The 19826-nt window shown below is 41.1% G+C and carries 20 protein-coding genes; 3 read left to right on the top strand and 17 right to left on the bottom strand.

Features of this window, described 5'->3' with window-relative positions; all coding sequences use genetic code 11:
• Nucleotides 1-72 precede the first annotated feature (72 nt).
• Nucleotides 73-279, bottom strand: coding sequence for a cold-shock protein (locus MORIYA_RS19945; protein WP_112718092.1), 207 nt, complete (start codon nt 277-279; stop codon nt 73-75).
• Nucleotides 280-596: 317 nt separating this feature from the next.
• Here MORIYA_RS19945 and MORIYA_RS19940 point away from each other — a divergent pair, with 317 nt between their 5' ends.
• From MORIYA_RS19940 to fusA, 3 genes are all read left to right on the top strand, one after another.
• Nucleotides 597-1943 (top strand): DEAD/DEAH box helicase, encoded by a 1347-nt coding sequence (locus tag MORIYA_RS19940; RefSeq protein ID WP_112718090.1) that lies wholly within the window; start codon nt 597-599, stop codon nt 1941-1943.
• A gap of 248 nt (nt 1944-2191) precedes the next feature.
• Complete coding sequence (locus MORIYA_RS19935) at nt 2192-2707, top strand: DUF3087 family protein (RefSeq protein WP_112718088.1); 516 nt, start codon at nt 2192-2194, stop codon at nt 2705-2707.
• Nucleotides 2708-2946: 239 nt separating this feature from the next.
• Nucleotides 2947-5037 (top strand): elongation factor G, encoded by a 2091-nt coding sequence (gene fusA / locus MORIYA_RS19930; protein ID WP_112718086.1) that lies wholly within the window; start codon nt 2947-2949, stop codon nt 5035-5037.
• 128 nt (nt 5038-5165) lie between these two features.
• Here fusA and MORIYA_RS19925 read toward each other — a convergent pair whose 3' ends face one another.
• The 16 genes from MORIYA_RS19925 to MORIYA_RS19850 all read right to left on the bottom strand — a co-directional run bounded on the left by MORIYA_RS19925 (nt 5166) and on the right by MORIYA_RS19850 (nt 19826).
• Nucleotides 5166-6305, bottom strand: coding sequence for a cupin domain-containing protein (locus tag MORIYA_RS19925; RefSeq protein ID WP_112718084.1), 1140 nt, complete (start codon nt 6303-6305; stop codon nt 5166-5168).
• A gap of 164 nt (nt 6306-6469) precedes the next feature.
• Nucleotides 6470-7753: a c-type cytochrome biogenesis protein CcmI gene (ccmI, locus tag MORIYA_RS19920; RefSeq protein ID WP_112718082.1), complete on the bottom strand. Its 1284-nt coding sequence runs from the start codon at nt 7751-7753 to the stop codon at nt 6470-6472.
• A gap of 1 nt (nt 7754) precedes the next feature.
• Complete coding sequence (locus MORIYA_RS19915) at nt 7755-8213, bottom strand: cytochrome c-type biogenesis protein (RefSeq protein ID WP_112718080.1); 459 nt, start codon at nt 8211-8213, stop codon at nt 7755-7757.
• A gap of 9 nt (nt 8214-8222) precedes the next feature.
• Entirely contained in the window at nt 8223-8771 is a 549-nt protein-coding gene (locus MORIYA_RS19910) for a DsbE family thiol:disulfide interchange protein (RefSeq protein ID WP_112718078.1), read from the bottom strand.
• A gap of 17 nt (nt 8772-8788) precedes the next feature.
• On the bottom strand, nt 8789-10750 hold the full coding sequence (locus MORIYA_RS19905) for a heme lyase CcmF/NrfE family subunit (RefSeq protein WP_112718076.1): 1962 nt from the start codon (nt 10748-10750) through the stop codon (nt 8789-8791).
• 11 nt (nt 10751-10761) lie between these two features.
• Entirely contained in the window at nt 10762-11241 is a 480-nt protein-coding gene (gene ccmE / locus MORIYA_RS19900; RefSeq protein ID WP_112718074.1) for a cytochrome c maturation protein CcmE, read from the bottom strand.
• The gene (gene ccmD, locus MORIYA_RS19895; protein WP_112718072.1) at nt 11238-11444 is read right to left on the bottom strand and encodes a heme exporter protein CcmD; all 207 of its coding nucleotides are present in this window, start codon (nt 11442-11444) and stop codon (nt 11238-11240) included. The genes ccmE and ccmD overlap by 4 nt, the downstream gene beginning before the upstream one ends.
• Nucleotide 11445: 1 nt before the next feature.
• The gene (locus MORIYA_RS19890; protein ID WP_112718070.1) at nt 11446-12186 is read right to left on the bottom strand and encodes a heme ABC transporter permease; all 741 of its coding nucleotides are present in this window, start codon (nt 12184-12186) and stop codon (nt 11446-11448) included.
• Between the two features lie 85 nt (nt 12187-12271).
• Nucleotides 12272-12940, bottom strand: a complete 669-nt coding sequence (gene ccmB / locus MORIYA_RS19885; protein WP_112718068.1) for a heme exporter protein CcmB — start codon at nt 12938-12940, stop codon at nt 12272-12274.
• A gap of 1 nt (nt 12941) precedes the next feature.
• On the bottom strand, nt 12942-13616 hold the full coding sequence (ccmA, locus tag MORIYA_RS19880) for a cytochrome c biogenesis heme-transporting ATPase CcmA (protein WP_232011689.1): 675 nt from the start codon (nt 13614-13616) through the stop codon (nt 12942-12944).
• A 61-nt stretch (nt 13617-13677) separates the two neighbouring features.
• Entirely contained in the window at nt 13678-14091 is a 414-nt protein-coding gene (locus MORIYA_RS19875; protein WP_112718066.1) for a DUF2802 domain-containing protein, read from the bottom strand.
• Nucleotides 14092-14175: 84 nt separating this feature from the next.
• A complete protein-coding gene (locus tag MORIYA_RS19870; RefSeq protein ID WP_112718064.1) occupies nt 14176-14664 on the bottom strand; it encodes a chemotaxis protein CheW in 489 nt (162 codons plus the stop codon).
• Nucleotides 14665-14680: 16 nt separating this feature from the next.
• The gene (locus MORIYA_RS19865) at nt 14681-15631 is read right to left on the bottom strand and encodes a chemotaxis protein CheW (protein ID WP_112718062.1); all 951 of its coding nucleotides are present in this window, start codon (nt 15629-15631) and stop codon (nt 14681-14683) included.
• A complete protein-coding gene (locus MORIYA_RS19860; RefSeq protein WP_112718060.1) occupies nt 15624-16415 on the bottom strand; it encodes a ParA family protein in 792 nt (263 codons plus the stop codon). Before MORIYA_RS19860 ends, MORIYA_RS19865 begins: the two co-directional genes overlap by 8 nt.
• 26 nt (nt 16416-16441) lie before the next feature.
• On the bottom strand, nt 16442-17623 hold the full coding sequence (locus tag MORIYA_RS19855; protein ID WP_112718058.1) for a protein-glutamate methylesterase/protein-glutamine glutaminase: 1182 nt from the start codon (nt 17621-17623) through the stop codon (nt 16442-16444).
• Nucleotides 17624-17693: 70 nt separating this feature from the next.
• Nucleotides 17694-19826: a chemotaxis protein CheA gene (locus tag MORIYA_RS19850; protein ID WP_112718056.1), complete on the bottom strand. Its 2133-nt coding sequence runs from the start codon at nt 19824-19826 to the stop codon at nt 17694-17696.

Raw genomic sequence — 19826 nt, 5'->3', positions numbered from 1 at the left:
TATACTTAAACGTTTCGATTTATCATCAATTCATTTAAGTTAAACAATCTTAGTGACTATTAATTCAAAGAATTAAAGTACTACGATGTTTTCCGCTTGAGGACCTTTTTGGCCATCAGTAACGTTGAATTCAACTTTTTGGTTTTCTAAAAGTGTACGGAAACCGTCACTTTCGATAGCGCTGAAGTGAGCGAACACGTCAGGGCCGTTTTCTTGTTGAATGAAACCGAAACCTTTAGTTTCGTTGAACCATTTTACTGTACCAATGATTTTAGACATAATTGTAATCCTATTGTGATAGTAATTTAAGTGGCATACGCCGATGTTGCTGGAAGTGTTACTACTTACTTATGATCAAACAGGACGAGGTACTATAAAAACTTCGAAATGGAATTCATTCATAAAACTAACCTTAAAGCTGCGACCAATTATATAGACTTCAGGTTTAGTGTCAACAGTCTTATTCTCTATTAATACATAAGCGCTACTATTATTAACCTATTTGCACTTAAGCAGCCTATCATGTACCCTGCAGCACCGCTGTTATACTAAGCACTAGCACATAAATAGCAACCACATAAATAAAGAGACACAATATGAGTTTTACCGACCTCGGTTTATCCGCTCCAATCCTAAAAGCTGTAGCCGAAAAAGGCTACGACACACCATCAGCAATTCAGACGCAAGCAATACCAGCTGTATTGTCAGGTAGGGATGTAATGGCTGCGGCACAAACAGGAACAGGTAAAACAGCTGGTTTTACTCTACCTATTTTAGAAAAATTAAGCCAAGGCCCTCGCCCTCGCCCTAATCAAGCTCGTACGTTAATCCTAACGCCGACACGTGAACTCGCAGCACAGATTGCAGAAAGCGTTGAAGTCTATAGCAAACATTTACGTTTAACATCAACAGTAGTATTTGGTGGCGTTAAAATTAACCCACAAATGACGCGTTTACGTCGTGGTGTTGATATCTTAGTGGCAACGCCTGGCCGTTTATTAGATTTGTATAATCAAGGCGCTATTCGCTTTCACCAATTAGAGATTTTGGTATTAGATGAAGCCGATCGCATGCTGGATATGGGTTTCTTACGTGATATCCGTAAAATCCTTGCGGTACTACCACAAAAACGTCAAAACTTATTATTCTCAGCAACCTTTTCTGATGACATCCGTCAGCTTGCTAGAGGTTTAATCAATGATCCAATCGAAATTTCAGTGACGCCACGTAATGCTGCTGCTAAATCAGTTGAACAATGGATGCACCCGGTTGATAAGAATAAAAAAGCGCTGCTGTTAACACACCTAATTAAAGAAAACGACTGGAAGCAAGTGTTGGTGTTTACCAAAACTAAACATGGCGCAAACAAGTTAACCAAGCACTTAGAAGAGCAAGGCATCAATGCTGCAGCGATTCACGGTAACAAGAGCCAGAGTGCACGTACAAAAGCACTAGCGAACTTCAAATCAGGTGACGTCAGAGCACTTATTGCGACTGATATTGCCGCACGTGGTATCGATATCGTACAACTACCACAAGTAGTTAATTTCGATTTACCTAACGTACCAGAAGATTATGTTCATCGTATTGGTCGTACCGGTCGTGCTGGCGCTGAAGGTACTGCAATCTCATTAGTTTGTCATGACGAAATAAAAGAGCTTGTAGCGATTGAACAATTAACGCAAAAGCACCTTGAACGTGTTGTTGTAGACGGTTTTGCACCCATGAATTCATTCCCGACTACACCGGGTATTCGTCAACCAAAAGCGAAAAATCCAAAAAGAGATCATCAAGATGGTCAACGTTCCGGTGAAAATTCACGTGGTCACAAACCAGCTAGTAAGAACCGTCGTCACACTGGCCCACGCAGTGAAGTGAATCCATCAGAAAATAAAGGCAACCGTCGTCGCCCTGCTGGTACTGCAAACAATAGCGCGAAATAATCGCCGCTAGCATGATTTATTATAGTGATTTATCTCTATCTTTACAGGGGTTTATCCATACATAGTCGTACTGCACATTGTCTTTGATAATAAGGTAATGTGCTTCTTTAAGCATCCCTTCATACGCCAAGTTAAACTAACTCCAATTTAATCTGCTAGCAATTCCTTTACATTTATTTAATGCAATTGGTATTATTTACGTCCGTATTTGCTAGAATATTCACACTTCATTCAAGAGCGGAAAGTAAATGAAATTACAACAAATAGACAAAGTTCGTTACCGTAAACACTTAAACATGGCGAGCATTGTCGCGACAGCGATGTTAATCGCGTTGGCATTATTTTATGGCCAAATATTAATCCATTTTTTTGGCGGTGCTGACGAAAATAATTTTAAACTAAATTTAGCTGGTGTGATCCTGGGGGGAATCAGCTTATTGGTAATATTCAAGTTTATTCGCCGGCATCCTTATCTCGTTGAAGTCATGTATATCTGGGATTTAAAGCAAGCAAACAACAAAATTTACCGCAAACTGCATCATGTAAAAATGGCATTAAGCGACAGTGACAACACCCATATCGATGCCATCATCATCCTCAATTACTATTACGCGGCATCGAAGCAACAATACCATTTAGACAACAATACATTAACGATGGAAGGTTTAATGGCTGACATCGCCAAATTAGATAACCTCATCGCCGAAAAGAAGTTAATCATTAGTTTTAATGACTACCAGCCAAACTTATTAAAACAGTTTTAAACCACGTTTTTACAAGCGTATAAAGAACGGGCGCGACTATATTTGCGCCTGTTTTTAGAATGAAAACCCAACATTTTAGCTAAACGTTCAGTTTTTATAGCCTTAATACGAATTAATTATATCGATATTGAAAAAAACCCAGCAAATGCCGTCTTATAAGCCGCTATCTCTTTTTTGTTGCTAAAAAAACGTGATATACTCCGCGCGAATCTTTACATAAATAAATTATAGAGAACATAATGGCAGATTTATCCAAATACAGAAATATTGGTATCTTCGCTCACGTTGATGCTGGTAAAACAACGACAACTGAACGAATCTTGAAACTTACTGGTCAGATCCACAAAACTGGTGAAGTACATGATGGCGAATCAACTACAGATTTCATGGAACAGGAAGCTGAGCGCGGTATTACTATCCAGTCAGCAGCTGTAACTTGTTTCTGGAAAGATCACCGTTTAAACGTTATTGATACTCCTGGACACGTTGATTTCACAGTAGAAGTTTACCGTTCACTGAAAGTACTTGACGGCGGTATCGGTGTATTCTGTGGTTCTGGTGGTGTTGAACCACAATCAGAAACTAACTGGCGTTATGCGAATGAATCACAAGTTGCTCGTATCATCTTCGTAAACAAATTAGACCGTATTGGTGCTGATTTCTTACGTGTTGTTAAGCAAACTGAAGACGTACTAGGTGCTAACCCACTCGTTATGGTTTTACCAATCGGTATCGAAGATGATTTTGTAGGTGTTGTTGACCTTCTTACTCGTCAAGCATACGTTTGGGATGAAACAGGTGAAGCTGAAAACTTTGAAATCACGGCTGTTCCTGCAGACATGGTTGAGCTAGTAGAAGAATACCGTGAAAAGTTACTTGATACTGCTCTTGAGCAAGATGATGATCTATTAGAAGCTTACATGGACGGTAACGAGCCATCTATTGAAGAAATCAAACGTTGTGTCCGTAAAGGTACTCGTGATATGTCGTTCTTCCCAACTTACTGTGGTTCAGCATTTAAGAACAAAGGTGTTCAAAACATTCTTGACGCTGTTGTTGATTACCTACCAAGCCCAACTGACGTTGATCCTCAGCCGCTTACAGATGTCGAAGGCGAGCCTACTGGTGAAGTAGCATTTGTATCAACTGAAGAAACATTCAAAGCGTTAGCATTTAAAATTTCAGATGACCGTTTTGGTGCCCTTACTTTCGTTCGTATCTACTCAGGTACGTTGAAAAAAGGTGATACGATCCTTAATGCTGCGACAGGTAAAACTGAGCGTGTAGGCCGTATGTGTGAAATGCAAGCGGATCAGCGTAAAGAATTATCGTCAGCACAAGCGGGTGATATTATCGCGATTGTTGGTATGAAAACTAACGTTCAAACAGGTCACACATTATGTGATCCTAAAAATCCTATCTATCTAGAAGCAATGGTATTCCCTGAACCAGTAATCTCTATCTCTGTAACACCTAAAGATAAAGGTTCAACTGAGAAAATGGGTATTGCTATCGGTAAAATGGTTGCTGAAGATCCAACATTTAAAGTTGAAACTGACCAAGATTCTGGTGAAACAATCCTTTCAGGTATGGGTGAACTTCACTTAGATATCAAAGTAGATATCCTTAAGCGTACATACGGTGTTGAGCTAGTTGTTGGAGCTCCGCAAGTTGCTTACCGTGAAACTATTACGCAAGAAATTGAAGATAGCTACACGCATAAGAAACAATCTGGTGGTAGTGGTCAATTCGGTAAAATCGATTACATCATCAAGCCAGGCGAACTGGGTTCAGGTTTCACGTTCACCTCTTCAGTTGTTGGTGGTAACGTACCTAAAGAATTCTGGCCTGCAGTTGAAAAAGGCTTTAAAGGCATGATGGATACTGGTGTTCTCGCTGGTTTCCCTATGATCGACGTTGAAATCGAACTACTTGACGGTGGCTTCCATGCAGTGGATTCATCAGCAGTAGCATTCGAACTTGCAGCACGTGGCGCGTTCCGTCAGTCTATCCCTAAAGCGGGTGCACAACTGATTGAACCTATCATGGCTGTTGACGTATTCACTCCAGACGATCACGTTGGTGATGTTATTGGTGACCTTAACCGTCGTCGTGGCATGATCAAAGATCAAATGGCGGGTGTTACTGGTGTTCGTATTAAAGCTGACGTACCTCTTTCAGAAATGTTTGGTTACATCGGTTCACTACGTACTATGACATCTGGTCGTGGTCAGTTCTCTATGGAGTTCTCACACTACAACCCATGTCCAATGAACGTAGCTGAAGGCGTAATTGCTAAAGTTAAAGAAGAGAACGCTAAAAATAAGTAATTATTTTTAGTTAATCTTCCTAACCCCAGTTATGTAAATAACTGGGGTTATTTTTTGCCTGAAAAACAACTAAAAAAAGCACCAAGACCATCAGCCTTAGTGCTATCTAATTTAATTGTTAGTAACCGTTACTCGAAGTGCCAGTAACCTAAGTTAACCCAATCAATCAACAATTGACCAAATACTTTATCTTCCATTAATACTTCAAGTTCTTTGGCTGTCTGTTCAGTGGTATTACATAACGTCTGTACACTTGCCGCAATGCTTGCGTCAAAGTCATAACGCTCGCCATCAATGAAACAGCTCGTTGGCATTTCTGGGAAATATAATGTCTTCAGTCCATTTACTTTACGCAAATAAGACTCCATACCGATTTCATCTACTACAATCGCGAAATCGGCAATGTAACCACCTTCAGGTACCAATAAATCTAATTCGTGTGCTGATTCACTGTAATGACGACCAAGAAAGTCATGCATAACACTTTTATCTGCCATTAATGATGTCATGATGTCTGTTAAACCTTGCACTTCGCCTGATTCGATAGAACCATGCTCTGCACGTGGTTGTAACTTAGGATCGCTATAACGAATAAATTCTTTGTCTTGCTGTAATAAGTAATCACCAAAGTCGCTTAACAGCTCTTTCTGATCTTGTGCGCGGAAACCTACAGAATAGTTAATCGCTTCGCCAACAGCATAACCTTCATGCGGTGCGTAAGGTGGAATATATAAGATATCACCAGGTTCTAACACTGTATCAATAACCGCGTCAAAGGCTTCACAATGCTTCAAAGCACCGTTCGCTGCGAATTCTTGAGGATCCATATCCTGAGCACCAACACGCCAGTGGCGCTTACCTTGACCTTGTATGATAAACACACAATAACGATCGATATGCGGACCCACACCACCGGTATCAGAGCTATAAGAAACCATTAAGTCATCAAAACGCCAACTTGGAATAAAGTTAAACGCATTCGCCAGTTCAGCGGAAGGATCATGCCAATGGTTAATCGCTTGCACTAAAATAGCGGCACCCGGTTCTTCCAGACGATCAAATTCAGTAAAAGGCCCACATTTAGCTTCCCACTTACCATCTTCAAGTGACACCATACGCGACGTCACTTCTTCTTCCATCGCTAAACCAGCAATTTCATCCGGGCTGATTGGATCGATAAAGTCCTTGAATCCCGCTTTAATTAACAGTGGTTTTTTCTGCCAATAATTTTGCATGAAGTCAGCAATATCAAGATTTAATGTATACATAGTCAACCCGCATTAAGTAATCGAAGTAATAGAGCGCGTATCATAGGTATTTTCGCGATAATAGCAACAAAAAAAAGCCCCATGGATATTACATAACGTAATTTCTATGAGGCTTATTACAAGCGCTACCATCGTGTTACAACATAGCTAACACGTTAATTAAATTAACGACTAAAATTAAGCGTCACTGAACGTGGGTCGCCTTCATTGACCGTCACAGTATTAGAATTGATGTCATCATCTTTCGTCATCACATTCTCATCTTGAGAAAGCTTAGCGCTCACTTTAATCGATGGAAATTGTGACATTTTCATTTGTGCCATCATAGCATCGCTATCTGATAATGAGATAGTTAATGGAAATGTTGGGTCCGTGATACGTTTAACCGCCAGTGGTGCTTTAGATCCCACAGCCGCTTGCACGTAAACATACAAGTAACCTTTAAGCTGCACTTGGTCAGCAGTAATAGTGATCGTTACTTGCTCATTACCCGCAGGCGCTGCGTTGGCAGTTACCGCAGGACCCGTGGTTGCAGTAGCAGGAGCAGTTGTAGAACCCGCAGCTACAGGTGCAGACCCACCTTTCGCTTCAATCTGTTTTCTGGCATATTTAATACTACCTTGGATCATTTGGATACGATCTGGCTGACCAGCAAGTAACGGTAACATACGTTGCCATTGCTCGATTGCACCAAGGTAATCTTGATTTTCTAACGCCATGAACGCAGACGTCGATAATACTTCGATATCGTTAGGTTTCTCTTGTTTAAGCTCCATCAATATTTTACGGGCTAAATTATTCTGTTCAGGATCATCACTGAGCATTAATGCTTGTGCATAACCGGTCACGATTGATGTGTTCAGCGGGGCTAGTTTGTAAGCACGGTCCATGGCAATGAATGCGGCGTTAGGATCACCTAATGCAACGTTTAAGCGCCCCAGCAATAACCAACCAAATTCATTATCCGGTTCTTCCCTCATCTTGGTACTCAATGCCAGTTTAAAGTCTTTGATCTCTTGATCTGTGACTTTATCACCTTCATTCATCACTCGGTCGGTTAGCTCAGGTAAACGTGAATATACGTCTTCCCAGTTCGCTACCTTTTCACGTGCGCCTAATGTCATATACACAGACACCGAGAAGACCACTAAGAATATAACACCAGCAAGCCAGATAAATGGTGAGTCAGCGGTACTTACTTTTACTACTTTCTCATCAACAACGTCATCCAATAGACCACGTTGCATTTCATCAATAAACTCTTCGCTTTTGTCTAACAACCCCTGATCTTCATCGTCAACCAATTCCCTAATACGACTTTTATACAGGTCTTTGTTTAGTTGGTCTCGTGTCGCGCCTGTTAACTTGTTCTCACCGGTAACAGGGATAACAAATGCCAGCGCAGCAACGATCACCAATACAATACTTACTATCCAAAATAACAACATGCTATTTCTCGCTATCCTTTAAAATTTTGGCCAAACGGTCTTTCTCCGCACCCGTTAACTCATCATCGTTTTCAACACTGACTTTACGACGACTGTTGCGAACAATAATCAGACCACCAAATAATACAAATAAACCAGGACCAACCCATAAAATAGCAGTGCCTAAGGTTACAGGCGGTTTGTATAAAACAAAGTTGCCAAATCGATCAATCCAGTAAGTAACAATCTGATCTTCATTCTGACCTTCGATCACCATATTATAGGTTTTTTGACGCATATCTTTGGCAATCGAGGCATTGGAATCAGCAAGGTTATTGTTTTGACATTTAGGGCAGCGTAATTCTGCCGTTAAGGTTCTAAACAAGACTTCTTGTTCTTCAGTCTCAAAGTCATAGACATCAATGACCGCAGCAGCACTGAAACTGAGCATTAAAGTCATTAATACGAATAATTTTTTCATCTTAAATCCTTATTTCAACTGCTCATAAACAGCTTTCAGCTCACCATTCCAATTACGTGGATTGATATCACCTACGTGCTTGAATTGAATAATGCCTTTACTGTCGATAAAAAAAGTTTCAGGCGCGCCGTAGACACCCAGATCAAGCCCTAACATGCCATCAGGATCAAAAAGACTGATCTTGTATGGGTTATCTAGCTCTGCTAACCATCTTAACGCTTTTTTGCGATCGTCTTTGTAATTCATACCGACAATGTAAACACCGTCTTCAGCAAGTTCATTTAAGTACTTATGCTCGGCGTAACAAGTTGGACACCACGTTGCCCATACATTTAACAGCATAGGTTTGCCTGACAATACACTTTTATCGTGCTGTAGCTCAGGTTCAACTAAATCGTTTAATGTAAACTCAGGAACAGGTCGACCAATGAAGGTCGACTCTAAAACGGTAGCGTCACGAAATAAGCCAATGTAAAGGAAAATAGACACACACAAAAATATGATCAAGGGTATGAGTCGTGTCATTAACTGTTTCGTTTTTTTCACATCATTAGTCATTATTCTGGTCCTAATTATTATGCTTTCGCTACACGTTTGTTCACAAAACGATAACGACGATCAGATACAGCTAACAAACCACCGATAGACATAACCAAAGCGCCCCACCAGATGAAACGAATAAATGGTTCGTAATAAATACGAATTGCCCATGAGTCATCTTCTAACTGCTCACCAAGTGCGATGTAAAGGTCACGTGTTACGCCCCAATCGATCGCGGCTTCAGTCATTGGCATACTGCGCTGTGCGAAATAGCTACGTTTTTCTGCGTGCATGGTAGTTTCAAACTTACCGTTTTTACTGATATTAAATACCGCTTCATAACCTTCGTAGTTCGAGCCATTGGCTTCACCAATACGTTCGAATTTGAATAAGTAATCAGCAAAAATGACTTCATCTCCTGGTACCATACGTATGTCTTTTTCGATTTTGTAATTCTGTGTTGCAGAAATACCAATCAACATCATCGCGAGACCAACGTGACCCAGTACCATAGCCCAATGACTACGTCCAAGTTTCGTTACACCTGAAGCAAAGCTATGACGATGAGTCGCACGTATATAGACTTCGATCGAACTAGTGATAATCACCCAGAATGCGAGTGCAAAACCAACAACGGCAACAATTTTTATCTTATCAGCAAAGATTGCCGGTAATGCAACCGCTAACACAATACTTGCTACAGCACTTACCGCTAACTGGATAAACAATGGGCGTAAGTCAGCCTCTTGTTTCTTCCAGCGTAATAACGGTGCGATACCCAGTGCGATTGCAAACGGGATCATGATATAGAAGAAAATATTATTAAAAAATGGTACACCGATTGAAATCGAGCCCATACCCAGTTCTTTATGTACCAGCGGTAACAAGGTACCGATCAGCACAACTAATAACGCTGCAATTAATAATACGTTGTTCATTAACAAGAAGGTTTCTCGAGAGAATAAGCTGTATTTACCACGGCTCTTAATTTCTGAACCTTTCACTGCATAAAGCAGTAATGAACCACCAACAACCGCAATTAAGAAGGCTAAAATAAACAAACCACGTGCAGGATCAGAGGCGAACGCATGCACAGACACCAGTACACCCGAACGTACTAAGAAAGTACCCAATAGACTTAAACTAAATGCCGAAATCGACAATAGAACGGTCCATGATTTAAATACACCACGTTTTTCACTTACTGCCAGCGAATGAATCAATGCGGTACCAGCAAGCCAAGGCATAAATGATGAATTTTCTACTGGATCCCAGAACCACCAACCGCCCCAGCCGAGTTCATAATAAGCCCACCAACTACCCAGAGCGATACCTGACGTTAAGAATACCCAAGCAATTAATGTCCAAGGACGTGACCAACGCGCCCATGCAGAATCAAGGCGACCAGCCATTAATGCCGCAATAGCAAAAGAGAAAGCAACAGAGAAACCAACATAACCCATGTATAACATCGGCGGATGGAAAATCAAGCCAACATCTTGTAGCAATGGATTTAAGTCGTTACCGTCAAGCGGTAAGTAAGGCAAAGTACGATCAAATGGATTTGACGTTAACAAGATAAACAAGTTAAAACCAATCGCAATCATACCCATCACAGCAAGTACGCGAGCCAGTGCAATCTTAGGAATACCACGGCTAAATATTGCAACAGCGGCAGTCCAAATAGCTAAGGTTAAAGACCACAGTAATAATGAGCCTTCATGACCACCCCATACCGCAGAGATTTTATACTGTATCGGTAATAATGAATTTGAGTTAGTTGCTACATAACCAACTGAAAAATCATCAGTCGCAAATGCGTAAGCTAAAATTACAAATGAAAGACTCATTAGCAATAATTGCATAATGGCTAATGGTTTAGCACTATTAATCATCCCAGGATGATTAATCTTTGCGCCTATAAGTGGATAAATTGCCAGCAAGAACGACAACGCCGTTGCGACAATTAAACTAAAATGTCCAATCTCAGGGATCATTACAAACTACCTTATTTAGTTTCGTTACCGTATTCTGGTTTCATATGCTTAATACCTTTGATTGCTTCTGCAACTTCAGATGGCATATATTCTTCGTCATGTTTAGCGAGTACTTCAGTCGCCGTGATAACGTTTGCTGATTTCAATACACCTTGAGCAACAATACCCTGCCCCTCACGGAATAAATCCGGTAAAATACCTTCATATTCCAGTGTTACCAGACCACCGCCATCATCACTGAGTACAAAGCGAACTTTAAGATCTTCCAGATTACGTTTGACGGTACCCGGCATCACTAAGCCACCAATACGTAAACGCTGACCAATTACAGGTTTGATTTTATCTTCACCTAAACCTTCAATTAGCTGTGTCGGGGTATAGAATAAATCAATGTTCTGCTTTAACGCGTAAAGAACAAGGCCAGTAACACTACCTAAACCAATAATAATCACCAGAGCTATAGATAAGCGTTTTTTACGTCTTGGGTTCATAGCGTATTCTCCATTTTTTCAGCAGCACGCATACGCTCGATACGCTGATGCTTATTTTTAATTTCTTGAATAATTTGGCTACGTTTGACAATCGTAGCAACGGTTAATGAGCCTAATGCCAGCATGCTAAAAGCCACCGCGAGCCAGACATAAAAACCGTAGCCACCCATCGCTATAAAAGCTGAAAAACTATCAAATTGCATGTTACTTGTCCTCGATAAATAATTTTTTCACCCAAGGTCTGTGCGACTCACGGGTAATTAATTCATTTCTAAAACGCATCAAGGTCAAGGTACCAAACAGTAACCCAAAGCCTAATAAGTTAATCAATAAAGGCCATAACATATCGGTATCCATTGACGGTTTATCGAATTTACTAATAGTGGCTTTTTGATGTAGCGTATTCCACCATTCAACTGAGTAATGAATAATTGGTAGATTAATAACGCCGACTAAGGCAAGAATACCAGCAGCACGTCCCGCTAACAGCTTATCGCTAAACGCACCATAAATGGCAATAACGCCAAGATATAAAAATAATAGAATAAGTTCAGATGTTAAACGCGCATCCCATACCCACCAAGCACCCCACATAGGTTTACCCCATACAGCACCGGTGAACAACGCGATTGCGGTAAAGACAGCACCAATTGGCGCAATCGCAGCAACAGCCATATCTGCCATTTTCAATTGCCATACCAGACCAATAAACGCAGCCATAGCCATGCTAAAATAAGCGCCCATAGACAAGGAGGCAGCAGGTACATGCAGATAAATAATACGGAAACTATCACCTTGTTGATAATCAGCGGGCGCAAATGCAAAACCCCAAATCATGCCGATGCTCAATGAAACCGCACTAAATAGTGCAAACCAAGGCAGCATTTTACCGGCTAAGTGATAACTTTTTTCTGGTTTTGCATACGGATGGAGCCATTTCCACATATTAAACTCTCTACATAAATAACGGCTCAATTATATGAACCTTAACAATGATTGAAACTAACTTTACTTATCTTTAACTAACGATTTAACTCAGGCTAACCCGTAATGAGGCCGCGATAGCAAACGGTGATAAAGTAACCGATGCAACGAGCATCGCACCTAAAATAGCCACAGGGCCAGCATACGATACGCCAAAGCTTGCCGCATCAATGGCACTGGTTGCAAAAATCAATACTGGAATAAATAACGGTAAGATCAGCAAGCTCAGTAATACGCCACCTTTACGTAAGCCAACCGTCAAGGCCACACCAATCGCACCAACAAAACTCAGTACTGGCGTACCGAGTAACAGGGTAATGAAAGTCGCCATGAAGGTATTCGCATCTAATGATAAAAATACCGCTAACAAAGGTGATACAAATAAAATAGGTAAACCAGTCAGCAGCCAATGCGCAACGACCTTAGCGGTAACAATCACCCCTAATGGTGTGTTTGTTAACATTAATTGTTCTAACGACCCATCGAGAAAGTCATCACGGAATAACCGTTCCATCGACAACAGTGCCGATAATAAAGCGGCAACCCAGATAACACCTGGCGCAATACGCAATAATAGGTTTGGCTCTGGACCAATGCCTAATGGAAACAGCATTATCACGATAATAAAAAACCACAGTGGATTTAAAATATCTGATTTACGACGAAAAGCCGTGATTAATTCACGCTTTATCACCTGTATAAAAACAGCAAACATATTAATACTCAGTTAAGTGTTGACGGGTTAAGGTGATCTTACGTAAACGTCCTGCTGAGAACTGTAGATCTTGATGCGTAGTCAAAATAACGCTACCACCATTATCGGCATGCGCTAAAAATAAACGCTCTAATACTTTCACGCCATTTTTATCAATAGCAGTAAAAGGCTCATCAAGGATCCACAATTTTTTATCCGACAGCCATAACCGTGCTAAAGCAATACGACGTTGCTGTCCAGCTGAAAGGTGACAAGCTAATTGATCTTCATAACCAGCAAGGCCGACTTGTGCCAGCGCGTCCCAAACTTTCTCTTTGGCGACAGCTTTATGCATTGCATGGTAAAAAAATAGATTTTCAAAGGCGGTCAGTTCTGCTTTTACACCCGGTAAATGACCAAGATAGAGGAGGTCTTGATGATAGCTTTCACGATCATCTAAGGTATCCGTTTGTTGCCAAAGAATATGACCATCGGCTGGGGATGAGAGTCCGGCTAATAAACGCAGTAAGCTTGTTTTCCCTACCCCATTTGGGCCTTCAATTTGGATCATTTCACCTGCAGATACGGTGAAACTGAGTTCAGAAAATAACACGCTATCTTCGCGTATACAGCTTAATTTAACAACTTCCAACATATTTTGTATTCTTCCAGCATCAACCTGCCAGAATGTTAACATATTCCAGCTTTAAGCATAATTAAGCAACATCAAATAATTGGTCAATTATAGGGTATAAATGTTATTTTTTATGGAAGTTTAGTAATAATTCCGCTTCTGCCCGTGGTAGTTCGCACTCACGCATGATTTCATCAAGGCTTGCGCCTAATTCAACTAGCTTCACAGCCCGCGTATAAAAACGGCTATCAGGATCTTGCTGCTCGTGCGCGGTCATCTCTTCCTTCATTTCATCTTGTTGAAACCTAGTTTGTTGTAATTCCGAAGCTACACCCTGAATTGCACCACCAAGATTAATATTTGATGTGCTTAGCTCAATGATGCGTTTTTGCAGTGATTCTCTTGATTTAGATAAGTCTTTAAGTAGTAAACTATGTGTTGCCTGCAATTTAGTTAACTTACGGAATAATACCACGCAACCAATAATCGCGGCAATAGCGACAGTCAGCGCAGCACCAGACAAAATCAAAGCAAGCATATTGAGTCCTTCAATTAAAAAACAATTAAAAAAAGCACTGTAACAATCATTACAGTGCTTTTCTAGATAGAAATTAGATTAAATTTATAAACCGCTTAATTCATCCCATTCGTCATCACTTAAAAACTTATTCAAATCAACAAGAATAAGCAATTCGCCGTCACGGTTTGATACGCCTTGGATAAATTGAGCGCTTTCATCAGTTCCGACACTCGGAGCCATGTCGATTTCTGAAGAACGTAGGTAGACGACTTCAGCAACACCATCAACAAGAATACCAATCACTTGCTTGTCGGCTTCGATGATAACGATACGTGAATTTTCGCTCACTTCTGATGGCATCAAACCAAAACGAACACGGGTATCGATCACAGTCACGACATTACCACGTAAGTTAATAATACCAATTACGTAGTTTGGTGCACCCGGCACTGGGGCAATTTCTGTATAACGTAATACTTCTTGTACTTGCATTACATTAATACCGTAGATTTCATTCTCTAACTTGAATGTAACCCATTGTAGCACTTCATCTTCAGCTACATTTTCTACTAGGTTTCGAGACTGACTCATGTTTTATTTCCTTCTACTATTGCCCATGAATATTGATGCCATTATCCAGCAATTTAATCATTTCGGTTACGTGTAATAATACGCACATGCGTGATTTAACCATGCCAGCTAACCAAGGTCGACTACCAGGTGTACTTCGCCATTTAATATCATTACTGTTTAAAGTTTCAGTACCATGCAGACTTTCACAGCCTAGTACCCAATTCGACTCACTTAGTTGGATCTGATATTTATAATCTATCTCGCCCATATTCTGCTCAGGCATAACCCATTGTGCAGTATCAACAACACTTAATTTTTGTTCACGGTGTTGCATGATACCTAAATACCAATCCGGTTTACCAAATAAACTGTTTACTACTTCAGTTTGGTGAATACCACCAAGCTCGGTCAGAGGCACTGCAAACATAACACCTGCGACCTCAAAAAACAAAGCTTGAAAGCGTTCTTCTAATTCAACATTTTTCCATGTAGGGGCCGCTTCGACGTTGCTTTCTAATTCGGTTTCTGTGTCTGATGCTGGTATCGATGATGACGATAGCTCTGTATTTAACGACACCGTACGTTCAGACTCTTCAGCTGTCACATCCGCTTCAACGGGTTGTATCTCTTGCTCTGCTGCAGACGCAGTATCAACAACAGGTTCTGCAAGTACTTGTTCTACTTGCAAGTCTACTGACTGAGCATTATCTAAAACAGACAAGTCCATGTCTGCAAGGTCAATGTCAATAACAGAGTCCAATAACAGGTCAAGCTCGGTTAAAGAACCCGAGCTATCTGGCTCAGGCATCTTAAAATCACCCAGTCCTTGAGGTGAAACAACCGACAATAACGGTTTTAATTCAGCCTGTTCGGGCTCTGTAAACGCCATAGTTAACTCAGACTGTTTCACTTCTTCAACCTCTGGAACAGATAACATAGATGCAAAATAATCATCTAAAGCTGTGTGTTTGTTATGCTTATCCATACATACGGTCCTGCTGCTTAATGCCTGCCAACAAGTCTTGTAATAATTCCCCATATGCAGCAACACCACGGCTACTACGAGAATACATAGAAGGTGGCATATGCTTTAAACTGGCATTTCGAAATTGTGTATCAACAGGGATAACAGCACGCCAAATATTCTGGCTATAGTTTTGTTGCAACGTCTGTAATGACACAAGTGAAGCTTTAGTTCGGCGGTCAAACATAGTTGGGATCACTGTATAATGAAATTTATTTGTACAACTGCGTTGCATAATTTCAAAGGTTTTAACCATACGGTCTAAACCTTTCAATGCTAAAAACTCGGTTTGCACAGGCACTAAAATTCGGTCACTACTTGCCAGCGCATTCACCATCATCACCCCAAGTACAGGAGGACAATCGATAATAACAAAGTCATAATCCTCCGACACTAACGTGATAATATTTTTTAGAATAAGTCCCATCCCATCACGATGACCTAGTGTTCTATCTAAAGTCGCCAGTGCCATCGTCGCAGGTAATAAATTAATACCGTTATAAGGTGTTTCAATCGTCGCATTATGAACCAATTCGGCATCAAGCATAGGCGCGACAAAAAGATCAAACAATCCAACCGTTAAATCATCACAATCATAATTAAGATAACTCGTTAATGATGCGTGAGGGTCCGTATCGATTAATAATACGCGCTGTCCTTGCTCTGAAAGTAAACCTGCCAGAGTAATTGCAGTGGTTGTTTTTCCAACCCCGCCTTTTTGATTAGCAACAGTCCAAACGTTCAACTTTACCCTACCTTATCTGCATGTCGTTACCGACAACCAACTTCAATATTAATGCGCGCTGCGATTTCTGGCAAATTAATTTGTTCATCGGCTAATCCAGCATTCACAATTGCTTGTGGCATACCATATACAACGCAAGATTGTGCATCTTGAGCCCACACAGTACTGCCTTTTTGTTTGAGTAATTTAGCGCCATCTCGACCATCAGCACCCATACCCGTTAATACAATCGCTAATACTTTATCGCGATATGACTGCGCAGCAGAGCCGAATGTAATATCGACACTCGGTTTATAATTAATCCCTTCAGGACTTTCAATGACTTTTAAACTTAAGCCACCGGCTTTACTCTCAATCAGAACTTGCTTACCACCAGGTGCTAAATAAGCAACTCCAGGCCGTAAGCGGTCACCATGCTGCGCTTCCTTTACTGTGATTTGGCATAAGGTATTCAATCGCGCTGCAAATGCCGACGTAAACGTAGCCGGCATATGTTGAATGAGTAAAATAGGTAAAGGGAAGTCATGACGTAAAGGTGTTAATACTTTTTGTAATGCGACTGGACCACCGGTCGACGCACCAATTACCATTAAATTATATTTTTTACCTGATGCACGTTTTCTTACATGGCTGACAGTTACCGGCGTTCGCGTTTCAAGTATCGCACTATCAACATCAGCAACATGTCTCACGTTTACAGCATTCGCCGTATGTAATCTGCTTGTCATTGTATTTTTACGCAGTCTATCAGGCGCTACCGGCGCACTACGAACTGGGGCGGGAGTGATACGCGGAGCTCTCAATCCACTTCTGCGTTTACTGATTTCTTTAATATTTTGCTGCAGTAATTTAACCGCTTCTGCTTTGTCTTTGGCAATATCTTCAAACTTTTTCGGTAAAAAGTTAGCCGCACCAGCCTCTAAAGCCTCGAGTGTCGACTTCGCACCTTGGTGCGTCAGTGACGAGAACATTAAAATGGGGGTCGGCGTGTCTTTCATGATCGCTTTAACTGCAGAAATACCGTCGAGTACCGGCATTTCAATATCCATAGTGATCACATCTGGACGTAGCAATTTCGCTTTAATGATCGCTTCTTCGCCATTCTTAGCAGTATCAATAACTTCCATTTCTGGATCTGCATTAATGATTTCACTTACTCTACGTCTGAAAAAACTAGAGTCATCAACGACTAAAACCTTTATTTTCATCTAATCTATCTACTTAAATGTGTTTACTTCAATGTAAAAGCACACAGGGGCAGCCCCCTGTATCAACAAATTAGCGTTTAGCGTAATGATTTAAGAGACTTGGAATATCTAAAATCAAAGCAATACCACCATCGCTGGTAATAGTTGCGCCTGCCATGCCTGGCGTACCTTGTAGTAAGTTGTCTAACGCTTTAATAACAACTTCTTCTTGACCAATCAGACTATCAACCACAAAGCCAACTTGTTTGGTCCCTAATTGGACGATCACAACATGGCCAAGACCACGATCATTTCGAGTCGCTGCTTGAGGGTCCATTTTAGTTAACCAATCATGCAGATAAAATAGTGGAATCGCTTTGTCTCTGACTACAATGCTGAGTTGATTATCTACAACATGGGTTTTATTTAAATCCAAGTGGAAGATCTCATTCACACTCGTCAATGGTAAAGCAAATATTTGCTTACCGACTTCTACCATCAAGGTGGGTAGAATCGCCAGTGTCAACGGTACTTTAATTTCAATCGTTGTACCAACCCCCAGTTTGGAGTCGATCGAAATTGTACCATTAAGTTTGCTGATACCCGTCTTAACCACATCCATACCAACCCCTCGACCAGAAATATCTGATATCTGATCTTTGGTTGAAAACCCGGGGGCAAAAATAAGGTTGAATGCTTCATTATCCGAGATTCTTGCTGCTGCATCAGCATCAAGCACCCCACGCTTAATCGCAATTTGTTTTAATAGTTCGGGGTCCATACCCGCACCATCATCTACAATTTTCAGACGAATATGATCGCCTTCTTGAGATGCCGATAAGGTAATCGTCCCCTGTCGTGGTTTGCCATTTTTCTCACGTACATCTGGCATTTCAATACCATGATCCACCGAATTTCTCACTAAGTGAACCAGTGGATCAGCAAGTGCTTCCACTAAATTCTTATCTAAATCGGTTTCTTCACCAATCATTTCAAGATTAATGTCTTTTGATAAACTACGGGCTAAATCACGTACAACACGCGGGAAACGACCAAACACTTTTTTGATTGGTTGCATGCGTGTTTTCATTACCGCACCTTGTAAGTCGGCAGTAACCACATCAAGATTGGACACAGCTTTAGTGATTTCTTCATCGTTACTCGAGATGCCTAAGCTCACTAAACGGTTACGGACGAGTACTAATTCGCCCACCATATTCATAATTTCATCAAGGGTACGAGTATCAACACGGACTGTTGAATCAACTTGAGGTTTCGCTTTTTTCTCTGCTTTTACCACCACAGTTTCAGTCGATTTTTTGGCTACTGGTGCCACTTTTGCTACTGGTGTAGCAATCGTAGTGTCAGTTTGTGCCACAGGCGCGGGCTGGATAGCGGCAGAACCTCCAGCATTAACCACATTTTTGATCGTCGCAGCAGCACTTGGCGCATTACCCTTACCGTATAATTCATCCAGTAAGTTTTCAAAGTCATCGTCATTGAGTTCACTGCTGCTAGCGGCTGGCGTAGCAACAACAGGAGCTGACGTTGTGTTTGTATTAGCTGCGCTAGCATGCTGACCAACACCATGCAGATCATCAAGTAAGTTTTCGAACTCATCATCCGTAAAATCAACATTTGAACTTGCAGCAGGTGTAGGCGCCGGGACGGCCACGTTAGCAGCTGTCGGCGTTCCACCTTTACCATGAAGTTCATCAAGTAATTTTTCAAAATCAAGCTCTGACATTCCGTCAATGCCAGAGTCATTACCAGAAACGGTTACCGGTTGAGAAGTCACCTCTACAACCTTTTCCATCACTACTGGTACAGATTCAGGTTGAGTCAGCAAATGAAGTTGATGGATTAATTCCGCATCTGCAGCAATTAATGGTTCACGCTCTTGAATCGCGACAAACATCACATTGACACAATCCAATGCTTGAAGAATCACATCCATTAATTCAGGTGTTACCGCTCGATGCCCATTACGTAGGCTATCAAATACGTTTTCGGCACCGTGACATATATCAACTAGTTCTGATAATGCTAAAAAGCCAGCGCCACCTTTAACTGTATGGAACCCCCTAAAGATTGCATTCAGTAATTCTGAGTCTTCTGGATTTTTTTCTAAATCAACGAGTTGCTCAGAGAGTAGCTCTAGAATCTCAGACGCTTCAATCAGGAAGTCCTGTAGAATTTCTTCATCAACAACATCAAAGCTCAT

Source organism: Moritella yayanosii (assembly GCF_900465055.1).
In the GTDB taxonomy this organism is placed as follows: Bacteria; Pseudomonadota; Gammaproteobacteria; order Enterobacterales; family Moritellaceae; genus Moritella; species Moritella yayanosii.
This window is presented reverse-complemented; position numbering and strand designations above follow the sequence as displayed.

Bases quoted from the DNA above. Each gene is read 5' to 3' on its own strand.
- MORIYA_RS19945 (WP_112718092.1), bottom strand. From the start codon at position 279: ATGTCTAAAATCATTGGTACAGTAAAATGGTTCAACGAAACTAAAGGT.
- MORIYA_RS19940 (WP_112718090.1), top strand. From the start codon at position 597: ATGAGTTTTACCGACCTCGGTTTATCCGCTCCAATCCTAAAAGCTGTA.
- MORIYA_RS19935 (WP_112718088.1), top strand. From the start codon at position 2,192: ATGAAATTACAACAAATAGACAAAGTTCGTTACCGTAAACACTTAAAC.
- fusA (WP_112718086.1), top strand. From the start codon at position 2,947: ATGGCAGATTTATCCAAATACAGAAATATTGGTATCTTCGCTCACGTT.
- MORIYA_RS19925 (WP_112718084.1), bottom strand. From the start codon at position 6,305: ATGTATACATTAAATCTTGATATTGCTGACTTCATGCAAAATTATTGG.
- ccmI (WP_112718082.1), bottom strand. From the start codon at position 7,753: ATGTTGTTATTTTGGATAGTAAGTATTGTATTGGTGATCGTTGCTGCG.
- MORIYA_RS19915 (WP_112718080.1), bottom strand. From the start codon at position 8,213: ATGAAAAAATTATTCGTATTAATGACTTTAATGCTCAGTTTCAGTGCT.
- MORIYA_RS19910 (WP_112718078.1), bottom strand. From the start codon at position 8,771: ATGACTAATGATGTGAAAAAAACGAAACAGTTAATGACACGACTCATA.
- MORIYA_RS19905 (WP_112718076.1), bottom strand. From the start codon at position 10,750: ATGATCCCTGAGATTGGACATTTTAGTTTAATTGTCGCAACGGCGTTG.
- ccmE (WP_112718074.1), bottom strand. From the start codon at position 11,241: ATGAACCCAAGACGTAAAAAACGCTTATCTATAGCTCTGGTGATTATT.
- ccmD (WP_112718072.1), bottom strand. From the start codon at position 11,444: ATGCAATTTGATAGTTTTTCAGCTTTTATAGCGATGGGTGGCTACGGT.
- MORIYA_RS19890 (WP_112718070.1), bottom strand. From the start codon at position 12,186: ATGTGGAAATGGCTCCATCCGTATGCAAAACCAGAAAAAAGTTATCAC.
- ccmB (WP_112718068.1), bottom strand. From the start codon at position 12,940: ATGTTTGCTGTTTTTATACAGGTGATAAAGCGTGAATTAATCACGGCT.
- ccmA (WP_232011689.1), bottom strand. From the start codon at position 13,616: ATGTTAACATTCTGGCAGGTTGATGCTGGAAGAATACAAAATATGTTG.
- MORIYA_RS19875 (WP_112718066.1), bottom strand. From the start codon at position 14,091: ATGCTTGCTTTGATTTTGTCTGGTGCTGCGCTGACTGTCGCTATTGCC.
- MORIYA_RS19870 (WP_112718064.1), bottom strand. From the start codon at position 14,664: ATGAGTCAGTCTCGAAACCTAGTAGAAAATGTAGCTGAAGATGAAGTG.
- MORIYA_RS19865 (WP_112718062.1), bottom strand. From the start codon at position 15,631: ATGGATAAGCATAACAAACACACAGCTTTAGATGATTATTTTGCATCT.
- MORIYA_RS19855 (WP_112718058.1), bottom strand. From the start codon at position 17,623: ATGAAAATAAAGGTTTTAGTCGTTGATGACTCTAGTTTTTTCAGACGT.
- MORIYA_RS19850 (WP_112718056.1), bottom strand. From the start codon at position 19,826: ATGAGCTTTGATGTTGTTGATGAAGAAATTCTACAGGACTTCCTGATT.